At 53.5% G+C, this 18,451-nt stretch carries 17 protein-coding genes; 15 read left to right on the top strand and 2 right to left on the bottom strand.

Features of this window, described 5'->3' with window-relative positions:
- The first annotated feature begins 341 nt into the window (after positions 1 to 341).
- The 13 genes from ACM615_RS21080 (at position 342) to ugpQ (ending at position 13,630) form a co-directional block, all read left to right on the top strand.
- On the top strand, positions 342 to 1,454 hold the full coding sequence (locus ACM615_RS21080; protein ID WP_112290547.1) for a branched-chain amino acid ABC transporter substrate-binding protein: 1,113 nt from the start codon (positions 342 to 344) through the stop codon (positions 1,452 to 1,454).
- 239 nt (positions 1,455 to 1,693) lie between these two features.
- On the top strand, positions 1,694 to 2,620 hold the full coding sequence (gene livH / locus ACM615_RS21075; RefSeq protein WP_113878018.1) for a high-affinity branched-chain amino acid ABC transporter permease LivH: 927 nt from the start codon (positions 1,694 to 1,696) through the stop codon (positions 2,618 to 2,620).
- Positions 2,617 to 3,906 (top strand): high-affinity branched-chain amino acid ABC transporter permease LivM, encoded by a 1,290-nt coding sequence (locus tag ACM615_RS21070; protein WP_120162778.1) that lies wholly within the window; start codon positions 2,617 to 2,619, stop codon positions 3,904 to 3,906. Before livH ends, ACM615_RS21070 begins: the two co-directional genes overlap by 4 nt.
- A complete protein-coding gene (gene livG, locus ACM615_RS21065; protein ID WP_013577465.1) occupies positions 3,903 to 4,673 on the top strand; it encodes a high-affinity branched-chain amino acid ABC transporter ATP-binding protein LivG in 771 nt (256 codons plus the stop codon). Before ACM615_RS21070 ends, livG begins: the two co-directional genes overlap by 4 nt.
- Before the next feature lie 27 nt (positions 4,674 to 4,700).
- Entirely contained in the window at positions 4,701 to 5,402 is a 702-nt protein-coding gene (gene livF / locus ACM615_RS21060; protein ID WP_112291891.1) for a high-affinity branched-chain amino acid ABC transporter ATP-binding protein LivF, read from the top strand.
- Positions 5,403 to 5,533: 131 nt separating this feature from the next.
- The gene (locus tag ACM615_RS21055) at positions 5,534 to 6,721 is read left to right on the top strand and encodes a PLP-dependent aminotransferase family protein (RefSeq protein ID WP_431012484.1); all 1,188 of its coding nucleotides are present in this window, start codon (positions 5,534 to 5,536) and stop codon (positions 6,719 to 6,721) included.
- A 264-nt stretch (positions 6,722 to 6,985) separates the two neighbouring features.
- Positions 6,986 to 7,666 (top strand): hypothetical protein, encoded by a 681-nt coding sequence (locus tag ACM615_RS21050; protein WP_129637862.1) that lies wholly within the window; start codon positions 6,986 to 6,988, stop codon positions 7,664 to 7,666.
- Between the two features lie 249 nt (positions 7,667 to 7,915).
- Entirely contained in the window at positions 7,916 to 8,395 is a 480-nt protein-coding gene (locus ACM615_RS21045; protein ID WP_431012483.1) for an Hcp family type VI secretion system effector, read from the top strand.
- 202 nt (positions 8,396 to 8,597) lie between these two features.
- Positions 8,598 to 9,911: a sn-glycerol-3-phosphate ABC transporter substrate-binding protein UgpB gene (ugpB, locus tag ACM615_RS21040; RefSeq protein ID WP_112291887.1), complete on the top strand. Its 1,314-nt coding sequence runs from the start codon at positions 8,598 to 8,600 to the stop codon at positions 9,909 to 9,911.
- Between the two features lie 167 nt (positions 9,912 to 10,078).
- Complete coding sequence (ugpA, locus tag ACM615_RS21035; protein WP_112290924.1) at positions 10,079 to 10,966, top strand: sn-glycerol-3-phosphate ABC transporter permease UgpA; 888 nt, start codon at positions 10,079 to 10,081, stop codon at positions 10,964 to 10,966.
- On the top strand, positions 10,963 to 11,808 hold the full coding sequence (gene ugpE, locus ACM615_RS21030; RefSeq protein WP_112290926.1) for a sn-glycerol-3-phosphate ABC transporter permease UgpE: 846 nt from the start codon (positions 10,963 to 10,965) through the stop codon (positions 11,806 to 11,808). The genes ugpA and ugpE overlap by 4 nt, the downstream gene beginning before the upstream one ends.
- A 5-nt stretch (positions 11,809 to 11,813) precedes the next feature.
- Entirely contained in the window at positions 11,814 to 12,887 is a 1,074-nt protein-coding gene (locus tag ACM615_RS21025) for a sn-glycerol-3-phosphate import ATP-binding protein UgpC (RefSeq protein WP_132967132.1), read from the top strand.
- 2 nt (positions 12,888 to 12,889) lie between these two features.
- Positions 12,890 to 13,630 (top strand): glycerophosphodiester phosphodiesterase, encoded by a 741-nt coding sequence (gene ugpQ, locus ACM615_RS21020; RefSeq protein ID WP_129637865.1) that lies wholly within the window; start codon positions 12,890 to 12,892, stop codon positions 13,628 to 13,630.
- A gap of 56 nt (positions 13,631 to 13,686) precedes the next feature.
- Here ugpQ and ACM615_RS21015 read toward each other — a convergent pair whose 3' ends face one another.
- A complete protein-coding gene (locus ACM615_RS21015; protein WP_112290935.1) occupies positions 13,687 to 13,989 on the bottom strand; it encodes a DUF2756 domain-containing protein in 303 nt (100 codons plus the stop codon).
- A 202-nt stretch (positions 13,990 to 14,191) separates the two neighbouring features.
- Between ACM615_RS21015 and ACM615_RS21010 the strand changes: the two genes are divergently transcribed.
- Entirely contained in the window at positions 14,192 to 15,091 is a 900-nt protein-coding gene (locus ACM615_RS21010) for a carboxylate/amino acid/amine transporter (RefSeq protein ID WP_120162772.1), read from the top strand.
- On the opposite strand, the gene metR is transcribed toward ACM615_RS21010, so the two are convergent.
- A complete protein-coding gene (gene metR / locus ACM615_RS21005) occupies positions 14,997 to 15,932 on the bottom strand; it encodes an HTH-type transcriptional regulator MetR (RefSeq protein WP_113878011.1) in 936 nt (311 codons plus the stop codon). The genes ACM615_RS21010 and metR overlap by 95 nt on opposite strands.
- A 104-nt stretch (positions 15,933 to 16,036) precedes the next feature.
- Between metR and metE the strand changes: the two genes are divergently transcribed.
- Positions 16,037 to 18,316, top strand: a complete 2,280-nt coding sequence (metE, locus tag ACM615_RS21000; protein ID WP_431012482.1) for a 5-methyltetrahydropteroyltriglutamate--homocysteine S-methyltransferase — start codon at positions 16,037 to 16,039, stop codon at positions 18,314 to 18,316.
- Positions 18,317 to 18,451 lie beyond the last annotated feature (135 nt).

Genomic DNA, 18,451 nt, shown 5'->3' with positions numbered 1-18,451 from the left:
TTTTTTTGTACAGTAACAGGTCGAAAAGTTTTTTAGCGATCTCTGCATAAGCGATAAATGTTGGCTTTAATCAATAAAGCCAGTGTTAACGACTGATTGTTTACATCCGCGCCCGCCTTTTCACCCAAATAAAATTCTGTTTACACCTCATATTTCTGATTGTGCTATTTGATTTGCAGAAGAAAATTCCTGTTTAATGATATGAATTATAAAGTCTTATTCGAAAATAAGACGAAATAAGCCGTTAACTCGTTATTACTTATACTAAATTTCCTAAGTGATGATGTTTTAAACAGGCAATAAAGAGCAAACCACAACACACACATGAACGGGGTAATCGGATGAAAGCAATGAAGGGTAAGATCTGGCTGGCAGGTTGTATTGCATTAGCAATGAGTCAGGCGGCATTCGCAAAAGATATTAAAGTCGCCATTGTTGGTGCTATGTCAGGTCCGGTCGCCCAGTACGGTGACATGGAATTTACAGGTGCAAAACAAGCCATCGCTGACATCAACGCCAAAGGCGGCGTGAAAGGTGACAAACTGGTTGGCGTGGAATATGACGATGCCTGTGACCCGAAACAAGCGGTTGCGGTAGCGAACAAAGTGATCAACGACGGTATCCGTTATGTGATCGGCCACCTGTGCTCTTCCTCTACTCAGCCTGCTTCTGACATCTATGAAGATGAAGGCGTGCTGATGATCACTCCGGCCGCGACTAACGCTGACCTGACCACCCGCGGTTATAAAATGGTGATGCGCACCACCGGTCTGGATTCCGATCAGGGCCCGACCGCAGCCAAATACATCCTCGACACCATCAAACCAAAACGTATCGCCGTTGTGCATGACAAACAGCAATACGGCGAAGGCCTGGCCCGTTCCGTGCAGGACGCGCTGAAAAAAGGTGGCGGCAACGTCGTTCTTTTTGAAGGTGTGACCGCAGGTGATAAAGACTTCTCCACGCTGGTGGCACGTCTGAAGAAAGAAAACGTCGATTTCGTTTACTTCGGCGGCTACTACCCGGAAATGGGCCAGATCCTGCGCCAGTCCAAGCAAGCCGGTCTTAACGCCAAATTCATGGGTCCGGAAGGCGTGGGCAACTCCTCATTGTCTAACATCGCCGGTGATGCCTCTGAAGGTATGCTGGTGACGCTGCCAAAACGTTATGACCAGGTTCCGGCTAACCAGCCAATCGTTGATGCGCTGAAAGCCAAAAAACTGGATCCAACCGGTCCGTTCGTCTGGACGACTTACGCTGCATTGCAGGCGCTGACCACCGGTATGGAACGCAGCGGCAGCATGGAACCGGCTGACATTGCTAAAAATCTGAAATCAGCGTCAGTGGATACTGTCATGGGTCCGCTGAGCTGGGATGAGAAAGGTGACCTGAAAGGATTCGAATTCGGTATTTTCGAGTGGCATAAGGATGGCACGTCTACCCCGATCAAATAAATGCCCGGCATCCTTCGCGCCGCCTCTGCGTTGGCCGCCTTCATTCACCCCGGTCACTTACCTGTGTAAGCTCCCGGGGATTCATTCAGTTGCCGCCTTGATGCAACACGAATGATTTTGGGCATTATGTTTCAGAACAAGAACCGCGCATTACTCTGCCCGGCGTCTGGTGTTATTAAGTGGCGCCGGGTTGCAGTCTCAGCACAAGTTATCAAACCCTTGATTAATAAGGATAGGGTATGTCAGAGCAGTTTCTCTATTTCATTCAGCAGATGTTCAACGGTGTCACGTTGGGCAGCACTTATGCGCTGATCGCCATTGGTTACACCATGGTTTACGGCATTATCGGCATGATCAACTTCGCCCACGGCGAGGTGTATATGATCGGCAGTTATGTCTCCTTTATCGTAATCGCCGCTCTGATGATGATGGGTATCGACGCCAGCTGGTTGCTGATCGGTGCCGGTTTTATCGCCGCGATTGTGATTTCCAGTGCCTACGGCTGGAGTATTGAACGCGTGGCGTATAAGCCGGTGCGTAACTCCAAGCGTCTGATTGCACTGATTTCTGCCATCGGGATGTCCATTTTTCTGCAAAACTACGTCAGCCTCACGCAGGGCTCACGCGATCTCGCTTTACCCAGTCTGGTGACCGGCCAGTGGACTCTGGGCGAGGCGAATGGTTTCGCCGCGACCATCAGCACCATGCAACTGATTATCTGGATAGTCACGTTTGTCGCGATGCTGGCGCTGACGCTGTTCATCCGTTATTCGCGTATGGGACGTGCCTGCCGCGCTTGTGCGGAAGATCTGAAAATGGCCAGCCTGCTGGGGATCAGCACTGACCGCGTGATCTCGCTGACTTTCGTCATTGGCGCATTAATGGCCGCCGTCGCTGGCGTTCTGCTCGGTCAGTTCTACGGCGTGATTAACCCATACATCGGCTTTATGGCCGGGATGAAAGCCTTCACCGCGGCGGTGCTCGGCGGCATCGGCAGCATTCCGGGGGCGATGATCGGCGGCCTGATTTTAGGCGTGGCTGAAGCGCTAACCTCGGCGTATCTGAGCACCGAATACAAAGATGTGGTGTCCTTCGCCTTGCTGATCGTCGTGTTGCTGGTGCTGCCGACCGGCATTCTCGGACGTCCGGAGGTTGAGAAAGTATGAAGCGCCTGAATCTGTTAAATGCGCTGGTCTCCGCTTTCGTTCTGCTGGTGCTGGCCGCGTTCATCATGGGATTACAGCTGAGCCTCGACGGTACAAAACTGGTGGTCAACGGAGCCGGTGAAGTGCGCTGGACGTGGATTGCCATCGGCTGCGCCATCGTCTTCGTGTTTCAGTTGTTCCGCCCGATGGTCAGCAGCAGCCTGAAAAAAGTCTCCGGACCGGGCTGGGTTTTGCCGAGCTTTGATGGCTCGACGCCGAAACAAAAACTGCTGGTGCTGGTGCTGATTATCGCTGCTATCGCCTGGCCGTTTATCGTCTCGCGCGGCACGGTGGATATCGCCACACTGACCCTGATCTACATCATGCTCGGCCTCGGTCTGAACGTAGTGGTTGGATTGTCCGGCCTGCTGGTGCTGGGTTACGGCGGCTTTTATGCCATCGGCGCTTACACCTACGCGCTGCTCAATCACTATTACGGCATCGGATTCTGGGAAGCGTTACCGCTGGCCGGACTGGTGTCGGCGGCGTTTGGTTTCCTGCTCGGATTCCCTGTGTTGCGGTTGCGGGGTGACTATCTGGCGATTGTGACGCTCGGGTTCGGCGAAATCGTCCGTATCCTTCTGCTCAATAATACCGAACTGACCGGCGGGCCGAACGGCATCAGCCAGATCCCAAAACCGACGCTGTTCGGGCTGGAATTCAGCCGGACGCCGCGTGACGGCGGCTGGGACACGTTCAGTAATTTCTTCCATGTTGCCTATGATCCGAGCGACCGCATTATCTTCCTGTATATGGTGGCGCTGCTGCTGGTGATCGCGACCTTGTTCATCATCAACCGTCTGCTGCGTATGCCGCTGGGGCGCGCGTGGGAAGCGTTGCGTGAGGATGAAATTGCCTGCCGTTCTCTGGGGCTGAATCCGACCCGCATCAAACTGACCGCGTTCACCATCAGCGCCGCATTTGCCGGTTTCGCCGGTACGCTGTTTGCCGCGCGTCAGGGCTTTGTCAGCCCGGAATCCTTCACCTTTGCGGAATCCGCTTTCGTGCTGGCTATCGTCGTGCTCGGCGGGATGGGCTCGCAGTTTGCCGTTATTCTGGCGGCTATTTTGCTGGTGGTTTCCCGCGAACTGATGCGTGACCTCAACGAATACAGCATGTTGCTGCTCGGTGCGTTAATGGTGCTGATGATGATCTGGCGTCCGCAGGGCTTGCTGCCGATGAAACGTGTTCATCTCAAGCTGAAGCTTTCGAAGAAACAAATCGCGGATCAGGGGGAACAGGCATGAGTACGCAACCTCTGTTAGCGGTTGAGGGATTGATGATGCGTTTTGGCGGCCTGCTGGCGGTCAACAACGTGGCGCTGAACCTCAACCAGGGCGAAATTGTTTCGCTGATCGGCCCGAACGGTGCCGGTAAAACCACGGTATTTAACTGCCTGACCGGTTTCTATAAACCGAGCGGCGGCACCATTAAACTGCGTGACCAGCATCTGGAAGGATTGCCGGGGCAGAAAATTGCCCGCATGGGCGTGGTGCGTACTTTCCAGCACGTGCGTCTGTTCCGCGAAATGACGGTGATTGAAAACCTGCTGGTCGCCCAGCATCAGCACCTGAAAAGCGGCGTACTGGCGGGGCTGTTTAAAACGCCGGGATTCCGTCGCGCCGAAGCGGATGCGCTGGATCGCGCTGCCGACTGGCTGGAACGTGTCGGATTGCTCGAACTGGCGAACCGTCAGGCTGGCAATCTGGCTTACGGTCAGCAACGCCGTCTGGAAATTGTCCGCTGCATGGTCACGCGCCCGGAAATCCTGATGCTCGATGAACCAGCTGCCGGTCTTAACCCGCGTGAAACCGAAGAGCTGAATCAGCTGATTGCCGAACTGCGTAACCAGCACAACGTGTCGGTTCTGCTGATTGAGCACGACATGAAACTGGTGATGGGCATTTCCGATCGCATCTACGTGGTGAATCAGGGCACGCCGCTGGCACAAGGCACACCGGCTGAAATTCGTAATAATCCTGACGTGATCCGCGCCTATTTAGGCGAAGGTTGATGGGCGAAGGCTAAGGGACAGAACAAGATGTTGTCATTCAATCAGGTATCCGCCCATTACGGCAAAATTCAGGCGCTGCATGAAGTCAGCCTGAGTATTAATAAAGGGGAAATCGTCACGCTGATCGGCGCGAACGGCGCGGGTAAAACCACGCTGCTCGGCAGTTTGTGTGGCGAACCGCGTGCGACGAACGGCTCGATCATTTTCGAAGGTCAGGACATCACGCAGTGGCAAACCGCCAAAATCATGCGCGGCGATATCGCGATTGTGCCGGAAGGCCGTCGCGTGTTCTCACGTATGACGGTGGAAGAGAATCTGGCGATGGGCGGATTTTTTGCCACACGCGACCAGTATCATGCCCGTCTGGAGCGCGTGTTTACGCTGTTCCCGCGTCTGAAAGAGCGCCGCATTCAGCGTTCGGGCACCATGTCCGGCGGTGAGCAACAGATGCTGGCAATTGGTCGTGCGCTGATGAGCCAGCCGCGTTTGCTGCTGCTCGATGAACCGTCGCTGGGGCTGGCACCCATCATCATCCAGCAGATTTTCGACACCATCCAGCAACTGCGCGAAGAAGGGATGACCATCTTCCTGGTCGAACAAAATGCCAATCAGGCGCTGAAACTCGCCGACCGCGGCTATGTGCTGGAAAACGGTCATGTGGTGCTGGAAGATACCGGCGCGGCCTTGCTGGCGAACGAAGCGGTGCGTGCGGCCTATCTCGGTGCATAAAGTGGCTTCACATTTTAAAAATCTGTGATAAATCTGGTAAACCGCACGGCAAGCGCTTTGCGGTTTTTATTTTGTCTATAAATTAACATCTCTTACATTCTTATAACTTTGCACATCATCAGGAACATGTCATGAACACAGAAGGTTTACTCGCCGCCCGTATGGTCAGGCTTAAAAGTTCGGCCATCCGGGAATTGCTGAAACACAGCAAAATGGAAGGCGTTATCTCACTGGCGGGTGGTATTCCTTCTTCAGCGCTTTTTGATTTCGACGGCCTGCGTGAAGCCACACAACTGGCGATCACCGAACAGCCTGAGCACGCTTTTCAGTATGGCCTGACCGAAGGCAGTTATACGCTGCGTGAGCGTATTGCTGAGCTTTGTCAGGAACGTGGCGTGGTGGCGAGCCCCGACGACATCGTGGTCACCGCTGGCTCCCAGCAGGCGCTGGATCTGGTGATGCGCGCCGTGGTTAACCCGGATGACGTGTTTGTGGTGGAACGCCCGACCTATCTGGCGGCGTTACAGACGCTGGAACTGGCCGAAGCCAAACTGCTGTCCGTCGGTTCTGACGGCGACGGCATGATTGTTGATGAGCTGGCGGAACTGCTGAAAACGCAGAAAATCAAAGGCGTGTATCTGGTGCCAACGTTTGGTAACCCGAGCGGCGTGACCCTGAGCCGCGCCCGTCGTGAGCAACTGGTGAAACTGGCAGCACAGCACGAATTCCTGATTGTAGAAGATGACCCGTATGGCGAACTGCGTTTCACCGATGAACGCCAGCCGACGCTGTTCGAGCTGTCGAAATCGCTGTTCGGTCACGCCGAAAACATCATCTACACCTCGACGTTCTCTAAAATTCTGGCACCGGGCCTGCGTCTGGGCTGGGTGATTATGCCTGACTGGCTGCTGCACAAAGTTGCCATCATCAAACAGGCCGCAGATCTGCACGCCAGCGCGCTGTCGCAGACTATCGCGGAATACTATCTCGGTTTGGGTCGTCTGCCGAAGCAGATCGAAACCATCCGTGCGGCGTATAAAAAGAAATGCCAGATCATGGCCGAACTGCTGGAACGCGAGCTGGGCGACGTGCTGACGTTTGAATACCCGAAAGGCGGCATGTTCCTGTGGGCGCGTTTCCGCGAGCCGCGTAATTGCGCTGAATGGATGAAAAAGACGCTGGAGCAGGGCGTGGTGTTTGTGCCGGGCGAATTCTTCTATGCCGATAACCCGGATCACTCGACCTTCCGTCTTTCCTTCGCGACCGCAACCGAAGAGCAAATGCACGAGGCGGTCGCCCGTCTGAAACGCGCACTGTAATTAACTTTTTCCGGTTCCCTGAGGCGCATCGTTAATCTGATGCGCCTTATTTTCTGAGTCATCGCTCTGGTACCAGAAAAACCAGGGACGTTTGAAGGTAAACCTCTATCTGCCAGACAGCCAGGTACAGTACCTCATTCATATTGCTCCCTGATATTCCACGGTATGCCGCACATTTAATAAAAAAAATTGAATTTATAACACTTGGTCATTTAACCCTTATTGTATTAAGGTCATATCAACACGAAATCAGGGAGGTTTATCGTGGCAGATATCAATAACGTTTCAAGTGATATAGACGATATTGCAAATAGAATTTCAGATATCATCATGTCCCCAGCCACAATTACCGGATTAATAAATGGAGCGCTTACCGTTCCTTTAGATATGGGCTATCTGGCTATAGGGTATTTTGATACAGATTCTCGCTATGCACATCAGACACAGCGTTTTCGCATGGCTGAAGCAATACATAATGACATACTCAATTACAAACATATAACAAATGCTATAGAGATTATATTTAAAGAATTCGATAAGTATGCTTCAGTGACCAAACAAAATAATGTCTATCGGGGTGTAGTATCCTCGATTGCTGGGCGTTTACTTACCGCGAAAATTATTGCCGTCACCGGTGCTGCTGTGCTTGCGAGAGTGTCATTTATCGGTGCGCAAAGTGCTAAAAACTGGATTGGCAGGGTGACGATGATTTTACTTATAGGGGGAATGAGTGAGCGCTCAATAAGAAAATCAGAAAGCCTTGCCATCGATGCGCCGGAGATTTACAAGCTCCTTCGACCCCACGATTATGACCTTACCTACTTTCTTTATGAACCTGCTGTTAAACCGTTCATTGATGCGGTGCACATTGGTGCTACGCGTGGGCAGCCTGCGTTTGACAGGATAATTGATGCTGTAGGGCGAAAACTACATGTCACTCAATAAACCGCTTTATGTTGTCGCAAAAGGCGCAGCGAAGTGGGTGATATTTGCTGTCGTCAAAGTATGGGATTTTTTTGAATCTGTGCTTTTTGTTGGCGGATTAATCGGATGCCTTATGCTGCCAGTTGTGTGGCCTATGAAATTCGTTTATGCCGCAGGATGGCTGGTTTGTTTCTTCTGTGTATCGAAGTGCATCGGAAAAATAGAAGACTATAGGAAAAAAAGTCTAAACGTTAAATTAAGGAAATAAAAATGTCTAATCCTGCTTATTTGTGGTTAACGGATGAAAATGGTTCTCCTGTTATCGGAAGTTGTAATGTTCACGGGCGTGTGGGTTCTATTGAAGTTAAGTCACTTTCACACCACCTGACAGTTCCGACGGATAGAAATACTGGGGAATTGACAGGTACGCGTATTCATACACCGATATTATTTCAAAAGGAATTTGATCGCACAACACCAATACTTTACCGTACGATTAGTCAGGGAATCACGCTTAAATCCGCTGAATTTAAGATGTATCACATATTAGACGCTGGTGTAGAAGCGGAGTATTTCAACATCCGCATGGAAAATGTGAAGATCACAGGCATTACTCCGAGCCTTCATCCCGGTTCGGGAACAGGAACGCATCTGGAAAATATTGAAATGCGCTATGAGTCAATTCAATGGAAATATGTCGATGGGAACATAATATTTAAAGATAGTTGGAATGAACGCACCGTAGCATAACTCTAATAAGATAAGCCGTCCTGCGGACGGTTTTTCCTAACGCTTAACCGCCATGAACCTCATTTTCTGCCATCTGTCTGTCATCCCCGCTTAACTTTCCCGTAACCTTATTGTCATTTTTCCGTGTCATTTTACCTCCCGACTCTACCCAGCATACTTCAGGCTGCACTTGCAGCACACCAGCAGAATTCAGGAGACAGGCATGTTCATCAACCTCAAAAAAACGGTTATCGGCACCGCGCTGACGCTGGCTTTCAGCGCCAATGCTTTCGCTGTGACAGAAATTCCTTTCTGGCACTCAATGGACGGCGAGTTAGGCAAAGAAGTGAACTCGCTGGCCGACCGTTTTAACCAGACGCACCCTGATGTCAAAATCGTGCCTGTCTATAAAGGCAAATACGACGAAAGCCTGGCGGCCGGTATCGCGGCATACCGTACCGGTAATGCTCCGGCGATTTTGCAGGTTTACGAAGTGGGCACTGCGACCATGATGGCCAGCAAAGCCATCAAACCGGTTTACGAAGTGTTCAGCGATGCGGGCATTAAAGAAGACGTTTCACAGTTCGTGCCGACTGTTTCCGGTTATTACTCCGATTCCAAAGGCCGCCTGCTGTCCCAGCCATTTAACAGCTCCACGCCGGTGCTGTATTACAACAAAGACGCTTTTAAGAAAGCCGGTCTGAACCCGGATCAGCCGCCGAAAACCTGGCAGGATATGGCCGCCTACACCGAGAAATTGCGTGAAGCGGGCATGAAATGTGGTTACGCCAGCGGCTGGCAGGGCTGGATCCAGATTGAGAACTTCAGCGCCTGGCACGGTCTGCCAATCGCCACCAAAAACAACGGCTTCGATGGCACCGATGCGGTTCTGGAATTCAACAAACCAGAGCAAATCAAACACATCCAGATGCTGGAAGACATGAACAAAAAAGGTGACTTCACCTATTTTGGTCGTAAAGATGAATCCACCGCCAAGTTCTATAACGGCGATTGCGCGATGACCACCGCGTCTTCCGGTTCACTGGCCGACATCCGTCAGTATTCCAAATTCAACTACGGCGTGGGCATGATGCCTTACGATGCAGACATCAAAGGCGCACCACAAAACGCCATCATCGGCGGTGCAAGCCTGTGGGTGATGAACGGCAAAGATAAAGACACCTACAAAGGCGTTGCCGAATTCCTGCAATTCCTGACCACGCCGGAAATCGCAGCCGAATGGCACCAGAAAACCGGTTATCTGCCTGTGACCACCGCCGCGTATGAACTGACCAAAAAAGATGGCTTCTACGAGAAGAATCCGGGTTCTGACGTCGCCACCCGCCAGATGCTGAACAAGCCACCGTTACCGTTCACCAAAGGCCTGCGTCTGGGCAACATGCCGCAGATCCGTACCATCGTGGATGAAGAACTGGAAAGCGTGTGGAGCGGTAAGAAAACGGCTAAAGAAGCGTTAGACACTGCAGTACAGCGCGGGAACTTACTGTTACGTCGCTTCGAAGCTTCTACTAAGTAAGTCGGCTACTGCGCTTTGCCAGTCTGGGATTGGGCAGTGCTCGCTCTCCTCATGGACTTTGTGTCCACTCCGGGAGCTGTGCGCTGTCCGCACCCAGTCTGGCTTCGCTCGCTACGCCTCATCCGGAGTAGCCTGCCTTTTGTCATCGCATTAACGAGTAAACCATCATGAGTTCACACCGTCCCGGTTTTGGTTGCAGCTGGTTGCCCTACGCGCTGGTTTTGCCGCAGCTGTTAATCACCGCGATATTTTTCCTGTGGCCTGCCGGTCAGGCGCTGTGGTATTCGGTGCAGACGCTGGATCCGTTCGGACTTTCCAGCACCTTCGCCGGAATGACTAACTTCACGCAGCTGTTTCAGGATCCGTACTATCTCGACTCTTTCTACACCACGCTGAAATTCAGCTTTATGGTGGCCTTTATCGGACTGGCGGTTTCGCTGTTTTTCGCGGCGCTGGTCGATCACGTGGTACGCGGCAGCCGGATTTATCAGACGCTGATGATCCTGCCCTATGCCGTTGCGCCTGCCGTGGCTGCCGTTTTGTGGATGTTCCTGTTCAGCCCCGGTCTCGGCCTGATTACCCACTTCTTAGGCTCGATGGGCTATAACTGGAACCACGCGCAAAACAGCGGTCAGGCGATGTTCCTGGTGGTGCTGGCGTCGGTCTGGAAGCAAATCAGCTACAACTTCCTGTTCTTCCTCGCGGCCTTGCAGTCGATCCCTAAATCACTGGTAGAAGCGGCGGCTATCGACGGCGCAGGCCCGGTTCGACGCTTCTTCAATCTGGTGCTGCCGCTGATTTCTCCGGTGAGCTTCTTCCTGCTGGTGGTCAATCTGGTTTACGCCTTCTTTGATACTTTCCCGGTGATCGATGCCGCGACAGCGGGCGGCCCGGTGCAGGCGACGACGACGCTGATTTATAAAGTGTATCGCGAAGGTTTCTCCGGTCTGGACCTGTCCAGCTCCGCCGCGCAGTCCGTCATTCTGATGATGCTGGTTTGCGGCCTGACGTTCATTCAGTTCCGCTTTGTCGAGCGTAAGGTGCGTTACCAATGATTGAGAACCGCAGAGGGCTGGATATTTTCAGCCACATCATGCTGCTGCTCGGCGTGCTGGTGATTTTATTCCCGCTGTATGTCGCGTTTGTGGCGGCGTCGCTGGATAACAAACAGATTTTTGATGTGCCGATGACGCTGATCCCGGGCACCCATTTATGGGAAAACATCAGCACCATCTGGACGCAGGGCGCAGGCAACAACAGCCCGGCGTTTGGTCGTTTGCTGATCAACAGCTTCATCATGGCGATGGTGATCACCGTCGGTAAGATTTCGGTGTCGATGCTCTCGGCTTACGCGATTGTCTATTTCCGTTTTCCGCTGCGTAACCTGTTCTTCTGGCTGATTTTTATGACGCTGATGCTGCCGGTGGAAGTGCGTATTTTCCCAACCGTACAGGTGATCGCCAATCTGCATATGCTCGACAGCTACACCGGCCTGACGTTGCCGCTGATGGCCTCGGCGACCGCGACCTTCCTGTTCCGCCAGTTCTTTATGACGTTGCCGGATGAGCTGCTGGAAGCCGCGCGTATCGATGGCGCGGGCGCGATGCGCTTCTTCTGGGACATCGTGTTGCCGCTGTCGAAAACCAATCTCGCGGCGCTGTTCGTCATCACCTTTATTTATGGCTGGAACCAATATTTGTGGCCGATTCTGATCACCAGCGATGCCTCGATGGGGACGGCGGTGGCGGGGATTAAAAGCATGATTTCCTCCGGCGATGGCTCGACGCAATGGAATCAGGTGATGGCGGCCATGATCCTGACCTTATTACCACCGCTGGCGGTGGTGCTCCTGATGCAGCGCTGGTTTGTGCGCGGTCTGGTAGACAGTGAGAAGTAACTGAAATGGCAAATTTGAAATTACAGGCAGTGACCAAGTCCTACGACGGCAAAAACCAGATCATTCAAAGTATCGATCTGGACGTCGCCGACGGCGAATTTATCGTGATGGTCGGGCCTTCCGGCTGCGGAAAATCGACCCTGCTGCGTATGGTGGCCGGGCTTGAGCGCACCACGTCCGGCGATATCTACATCAACGACCAGCGTGTCACCGAGCTGGAACCGAAAGATCGCGGCATCGCGATGGTGTTCCAGAACTACGCGCTGTATCCGCACATGAGCGTGTACGACAACATGGCCTATGGCCTGAAAATCCGCGGTTTTGGCAAAGCGCAGATCAATGACCGCGTTGAAGAGGCGGCGCGTATTCTGGAACTCGGCCCGCTGCTTAAACGCAAACCGCGTGAGCTTTCCGGCGGTCAGCGTCAGCGTGTGGCGATGGGGCGCGCTATTGTGCGCGAACCGGCGGTGTTCCTGTTCGACGAACCGCTTTCCAACCTCGACGCCAAACTGCGCGTGCAGATGCGCCTCGAACTGCAACAATTGCATCGCCGTCTGCGCACCACCAGTTTGTACGTGACGCACGATCAGGTGGAAGCCATGACACTGGCCGAACGCGTGATCGTGATGAACAAAGGTATCGCCGAGCAGATCGGTACGCCTTCGGAAGTTTACCGCCGTCCGGCCAGCCTGTTTGTCGCCAGCTTTATCGGATCTCCGGCCATGAATTTGTTGCCCGGCCAGCTGACCTCTGACGGTACGTCGCTGGTGATGGAAGGCGGATTTGAGTTGCCGATGCCGGTTCCGCGCCCTGAGTGGGGCGGTCGTGAGCTGACGATCGGTATTCGCCCTGAACATATTCATCTGACCGATGACACCCAAAACGGTATTCCGATGGTGCTGAATACGCTGGAACTGCTGGGCGCGGATAATCTGGCGCACGGCAAACTGGCGGGCAGCGGCGTCGTGGTGCGTTTATCCCATGAAGTGTTCCCGACAGCCGGCTCGCTGTTGCGCTTGGTTTTCCCGGCGAAAGCGTTACACTTTTTCGATACTCACAGCGGATTACGGATGGAATAAACATGAAAGCCTGGCCTTATCCTCGCATTGTGGCGCACCGTGGCGGCGGCGCGCTGGCTCCGGAAAACACGCTGGCCGCCATCGATATGGGCGCAAAATACGGTCATACCATGATCGAATTTGACGCCAAACTGGCGCAAGGCGGGGAAATCTTCCTGTTGCACGACGATACCCTGAACCGCACCAGTAACGGCTGGGGCGTGGCGGGTGAACTGCCGTGGGACAAACTCGAACAGCTCGATGCCGGTAACTGGTACAGCGCCGCATTTAAAGGCGAAAAACTGCCGCTGCTGGCGCAGGTTGCTGAACGCTGTGCGCGTCATCATATGATGGTGAATATTGAGATCAAACCGACCACCGGTCTGAACGAGAAAACCGGTACTGACGTGGCGCTGGCCGCCCGTGAGCTGTGGAAAGATCAGCCTGTTGCACCGCTGCTTTCCTCGTTCGAATTCGACGCGCTGGTTGCCGCTAAAAAAGCCGCCCCCGAATTGCCACGCGGCTTGCTGATCGACGAATGGCACGAGAACTGGAAAGCGCTGACTGACGAACTGGAATGCGTTTCTCTGCATCTCAACCATAAATTGCTCAATGAAGAACGCGTTAAAGCCATCAAAGACGCCGGACTGCATATTCTGGTGTATACGGTGAATAATCCGGCGCGCGCCCGCGAATTACTGGGCTGGGGCGTGGACTGTATTTGTACCGATAAGATTGATGTGATTGGGCCGGATTTTACCTAGAACGTGGTGCTAAAAGCACAGATCAGGCGCAGTGACCACCGCGCCTGAAAGATTAACTAAGGCGTCTGATTCAATTTCTGACCCAGCGTCTGGTTATTTTGCTGGATCTGCAATCGTTGCTGATTGCTCTGAATCTGTGATTTCAGCTTCAGTTGCTGCTGTTGCTGACTGTTACGCATATCCTGTTCCTGCTGACGTTTCTGCATCTGCTGGTTGTTCTGCTGTTGCTGCTGCATCCGCTGTTGCGAAGGATTGTTCAGCAGCGGATCGTTCGGGTTCGGCACTTTTTCGACTGCACTGGCGGTCTGAACGGCAAACAGCAACGGCAGCGCGGCGAGCATTCCATATAAACATTTCATCAGTTCATCCTCCGTTTCCAGTCATACATTAAGTGTATGCCATCGCAGCCGTGAACGTGTCCTTTGAGCGCACGTTTCCCTCAAAGCGTGGCACTGCTCTCGTTTGCTCTATAATTGAACAGATGTAAACCACCTTCGCACTTCGCGGTTTCCTTCATTCCGTTACAATTATCTATCTTTAACATTTTAGGGCTCAACTGCCGTGCCTTTACTCATTATCACCACCATTTTGTGGGCCTTTTCCTTCAGCCTGATCGGCGTCTATCTGGCCGGACAGGTCGACAGCGTATTCTCCGTGTTAGTCCGTTTAGGGCTGGCGGCGCTGGTTTTCCTGCCATTCCTGCGCTGGAAAGGCCATCAGCTCACCACCATTTTGCTGTATATGGCCGTGGGTGCGATGCAGCTAGGGATCATGTATCTCATCAGTTTTGAGGCGTATCTGTACCTGTCGGTGCCGGAATTCCTGCTGTTTACGGTGATGACGCCGCTGTACGTTACGCTGATTTATGACCTGATCAGTGGCCGCAAAATCCGCATCGGTTATGCGCTGAGCGCACTGCTGGCGGTGGCGGGGGCGGCGATTATTCGTTACGACCACATCAGCGAGCATTTCATCATCGGCCTGTTGCTGGTGCAGGCGGCGAATATCTGTTTTGCCATCGGGCAGGTGGGGTATAAACGCCTGATGGAAACCCGTCCGATGCCGCAGCATACGGCGTTTTCCTGGTTCTATCTGGGGGCGCTGCTCTGTGCGGTGGTGGCGTGGTTCCTGTGGGGTAATCCGCAAAAACTGCCCACCACGAATCTGCAATGGGGCATTCTGGTGTGGCTGGGGATTGGCGCTTCCGGGCTGGGATATTTCATGTGGAACTATGGGGCGACGCAGGTTGATGCGGGAACGCTGGGGATTATGAACAACTTTCACGTCCCGGCCGGGCTGCTGGTTAACCTGGCAATCTGGCAACAGCAGCCGCACTGGCCGAGCTTTATCGTCGGTGCCGCAGTGATTATGTCCTCACTGTGGGTGCACCGGCATTGGGTCGTGCCGCGTCGCGAACAAACGGCAGATGATCGCACGCGTGCTGCCGCGCCGAACGAATAAAGGCTTCGGTTACCGGCTGACGCTGTTCGCCGTCACGTACGGCGGCGTACAGGCGGCTCCATAAGCCATCGCCCAGGGTTTTGGTCACCACCAGACCCTGGCGCTCAAAACTCTCCACCACCCAGTGCGGTAACGCCGCAATCCCCATTCTCGCCGACACCATCTGAATCAACAACAACGTGTTATCGACACTTTTCAGTGCCGGGCTGACGCCTGCCGGTTGCAGGAAATGCCGCCAGATATCCAGACGCTGACGTTGTACCGGATAAATCATCAACGTTTCCGTGCTGAGATCTTCCGGCGTGATCACCGTTTTAGCTGCCAGCGGGTGATCCGGTGCCAGCACCAGACGCACTTCAAAATCAAACATCGGGGAATAATGCAGACCGCTGCGCGGCAGAATGTCGGAGGTTAATACGATATCCAGCTCGCCCTGTTGCAGCGCGGGCTGCGGGTCGAACGTCACCCCGGATTTGAAATCCATCAACACCTGCGGCCAGTTCTGGTGGAAGTTATCCAGCGCGGGCGTCAGCCACTGAATACAACTGTGACATTCAATCGCAATACGCAGTGAAGTCTGGTGCGGTTCATTACAGGCCTGCAATGCCTGCTGGATTTGCGGCAGCACCTGTTCTGCCAGATTCAGCATGATTTCGCCCTGCGGCGTGAAACGTAAAGGCTGACTTTTTCGCACGAACAACCTGAAACCCAGGCGTTGCTCCAGGTCACTGAACTGGTGCGACAGAGCCGATTGGGTCTGATGAAGCTGCGAGGCGGCTGCGGCCAGTGACCCGGTGTTGCGCAGTGCTTGCAACGTTCGCAGGTGTTTCAGTTCGATCATGAGAGTCCTTCACTGTGTCATGAATAATTTGCGCTTGTGGAATATACACTACCTGCGGATTATGGATGTGTAAACATCTGGATGGCTAAACAGGAATTAAAAAGATGACGATACTGAATCACACTCTGGGTTTTCCACGCGTTGGTCTGCGTCGTGAACTTAAAAAAGCACAAGAAAGCTACTGGGCAGGCAATTCCACTCAGGAAGAACTGCTGGCAACCGGACGTGAACTTCGCGCCCGTCACTGGAAGCAACAAGCTGAAGCAGGCGTGGATTTGGTGCCGGTGGGCGATTTCGCCTGGTACGATCACGTACTGACCACCAGCCTGTTGCTGGGCAACGTACCGGCCCGTCATCAGAATGCCGATGGCTCTGTTGATCTCGATACCTTATTCCGTCTTGGCCGTGGCCGTGCACCGACCGGTAAACCGGCTGCTGCGGCAGAAATGACAAAGTGGTTTAACACCAACTATCACTACATGGTGCCGGAGTTTGTGAAAGGGCAGAAATTCAAACTGACCTGGACACAACTGCTCGAAGAAGTGGACGAAGCGCTGGCGCTCGGTCACAAAGTGAAACCTGTTCTGCTGGGGCCGCTGACCTATCTTTGGCTCGGCAAAGTGAAGGGCGAACAGTTTGACCGTCTTTCCCTGCTCAACGATATTCTGCCTGTTTATCAGCAAGTTCTGGCCGAACTGGCAAAACGCGATATCGAATGGGTGCAGATTGACGAACCGGCTCTGGTGCTGGAATTGCCGCAGGAATGGCTGGATGCGTATAAACCGGCTTATACCGCGCTGGAACAGAGCAAAACTAAATTGCTGCTGACCACTTATTTCGACAGCGTCGGGCACAACCTCGACACTATCCGCCAGTTACCGGTTCAGGGGCTGCACATTGACGCCGTCGCCGGTCGTGATGACCTGCAAACCGTCATCAGTCAGCTGCCAGAAAACTGGCTGATTTCTCTGGGTGTGATCAATGGCCGTAACGTCTGGCGTGCGGATCTGAGCACCTGGTTCGGGCGTCTGAAACCGCTGGTGGCGGGCCGAAATGTCTGGATCGGCAGCTCATGTTCGCTGCTGCACAGCCCGATCGACCTAAGCGTTGAAAGCCGTCTGGATGAAGAAGTGAAAAGCTGGTTCGCCTTTGCGCTGCAAAAATGCGCCGAGCTGGCATTGCTGACCTCTGCACTGAACAATCCGACCGCTGAAGCGCAGCAAAAACTGGCGGAATACAGCGCGCCAATCCGTGCCCGTCGCGAATCTGCCCGTGTAAATAACGCAGCCGTCGGTAAACGTGTGGCGGCAATCACCGGCGCAGATATCGAGCGTGCGCATGTTTATACCGAACGCGCCAAAGCACAGCGCGCCCGTTTCAATCTGCCAGCCTGGCCGACGACGACCATCGGTTCATTCCCGCAAACCACGGAGATCCGTGGCCTGCGTCTGGACTTCAAACAAGGTCGTCTGGACAACACTAAATACCGCACCGGGATCAGCGAACATATTAAGCAAGCCATTAAAGAGCAGGAACGTCTGGGTATCGACGTGCTGGTTCACGGCGAAGCTGAACGTAACGACATGGTTGAATACTTTGGCGAGCATCTGGACGGTTTTGTGTTCACGCAAAACGGCTGGGTACAAAGCTACGGTTCACGTTGCGTAAAACCTCCGGTCATTATCGGCGACGTCAGCCGTCCGCAAGCAATTACCGTTGAGTGGGCGAAGTACGCGCAGTCTCTGACCGAAAAACCGGTGAAAGGCATGCTGACCGGCCCGCTTACGATCCTGTGCTGGTCCTTCCCGCGTGAAGATGTCAGCCGCGAAACCATCGCCAAACAAATCGCGCTGGCGCTGCGTGACGAAGTGGAGGATCTGGAAAAAGCCGGTATCGGTATCATCCAGATTGACGAACCGGCACTGCGCGAAGGTCTGCCATTGCGTCAGTCTGAATGGAATGCGTACCTGCGCTGGGCAGTGGATGCGTTCAAACTCAATGCCGCGATTGCCCGCGATGACACGCAGATCCATACCCACATGTGTTACTGCGAATTCAACGACATCATGGATTCCATCGCCGCGCTGGATGCTGACGTGATCACCATTGAAACCTCGCGCTCTGATATGGACCTGCTGGAGTCATTCAAGGACTTCGAATATCCGAATGAGATCGGGCCGGGCGTCTACGACATTCACTCACCTAACGTGCCAAGCGTCGAATGGATTGAAGATTTGCTGCGTAAAGCCGCGGATCGCATTCCGGCAGAACGTCTGTGGGTCAACCCGGATTGCGGCCTGAAAACCCGTGGCTGGCCGGAAACCCGCGAATCGCTGGAAAACATGGTGAAAGCCGCCAGGCGCCTGCGTGCTGAGAAAGCCTGAAATAAAGAATCGTTGTGTTGTTGCTGAAACATTTGGGGCACTCCGGTGCCCCCTTTTTATTGCTCCCATTTGCACTTTGTTACGTCTTTTTCAGCCCGCGTCATACGGCGGCTGTAGCGCGATTACGGCGCTGGG

The sequence above is a fragment of the Rahnella sp. PAMC25617 genome (genome assembly GCF_050606005.1).
In the GTDB taxonomy this organism is placed as follows: Bacteria; Pseudomonadota; Gammaproteobacteria; order Enterobacterales; family Enterobacteriaceae; genus Rahnella; species Rahnella variigena.
This window is presented reverse-complemented; position numbering and strand designations above follow the sequence as displayed.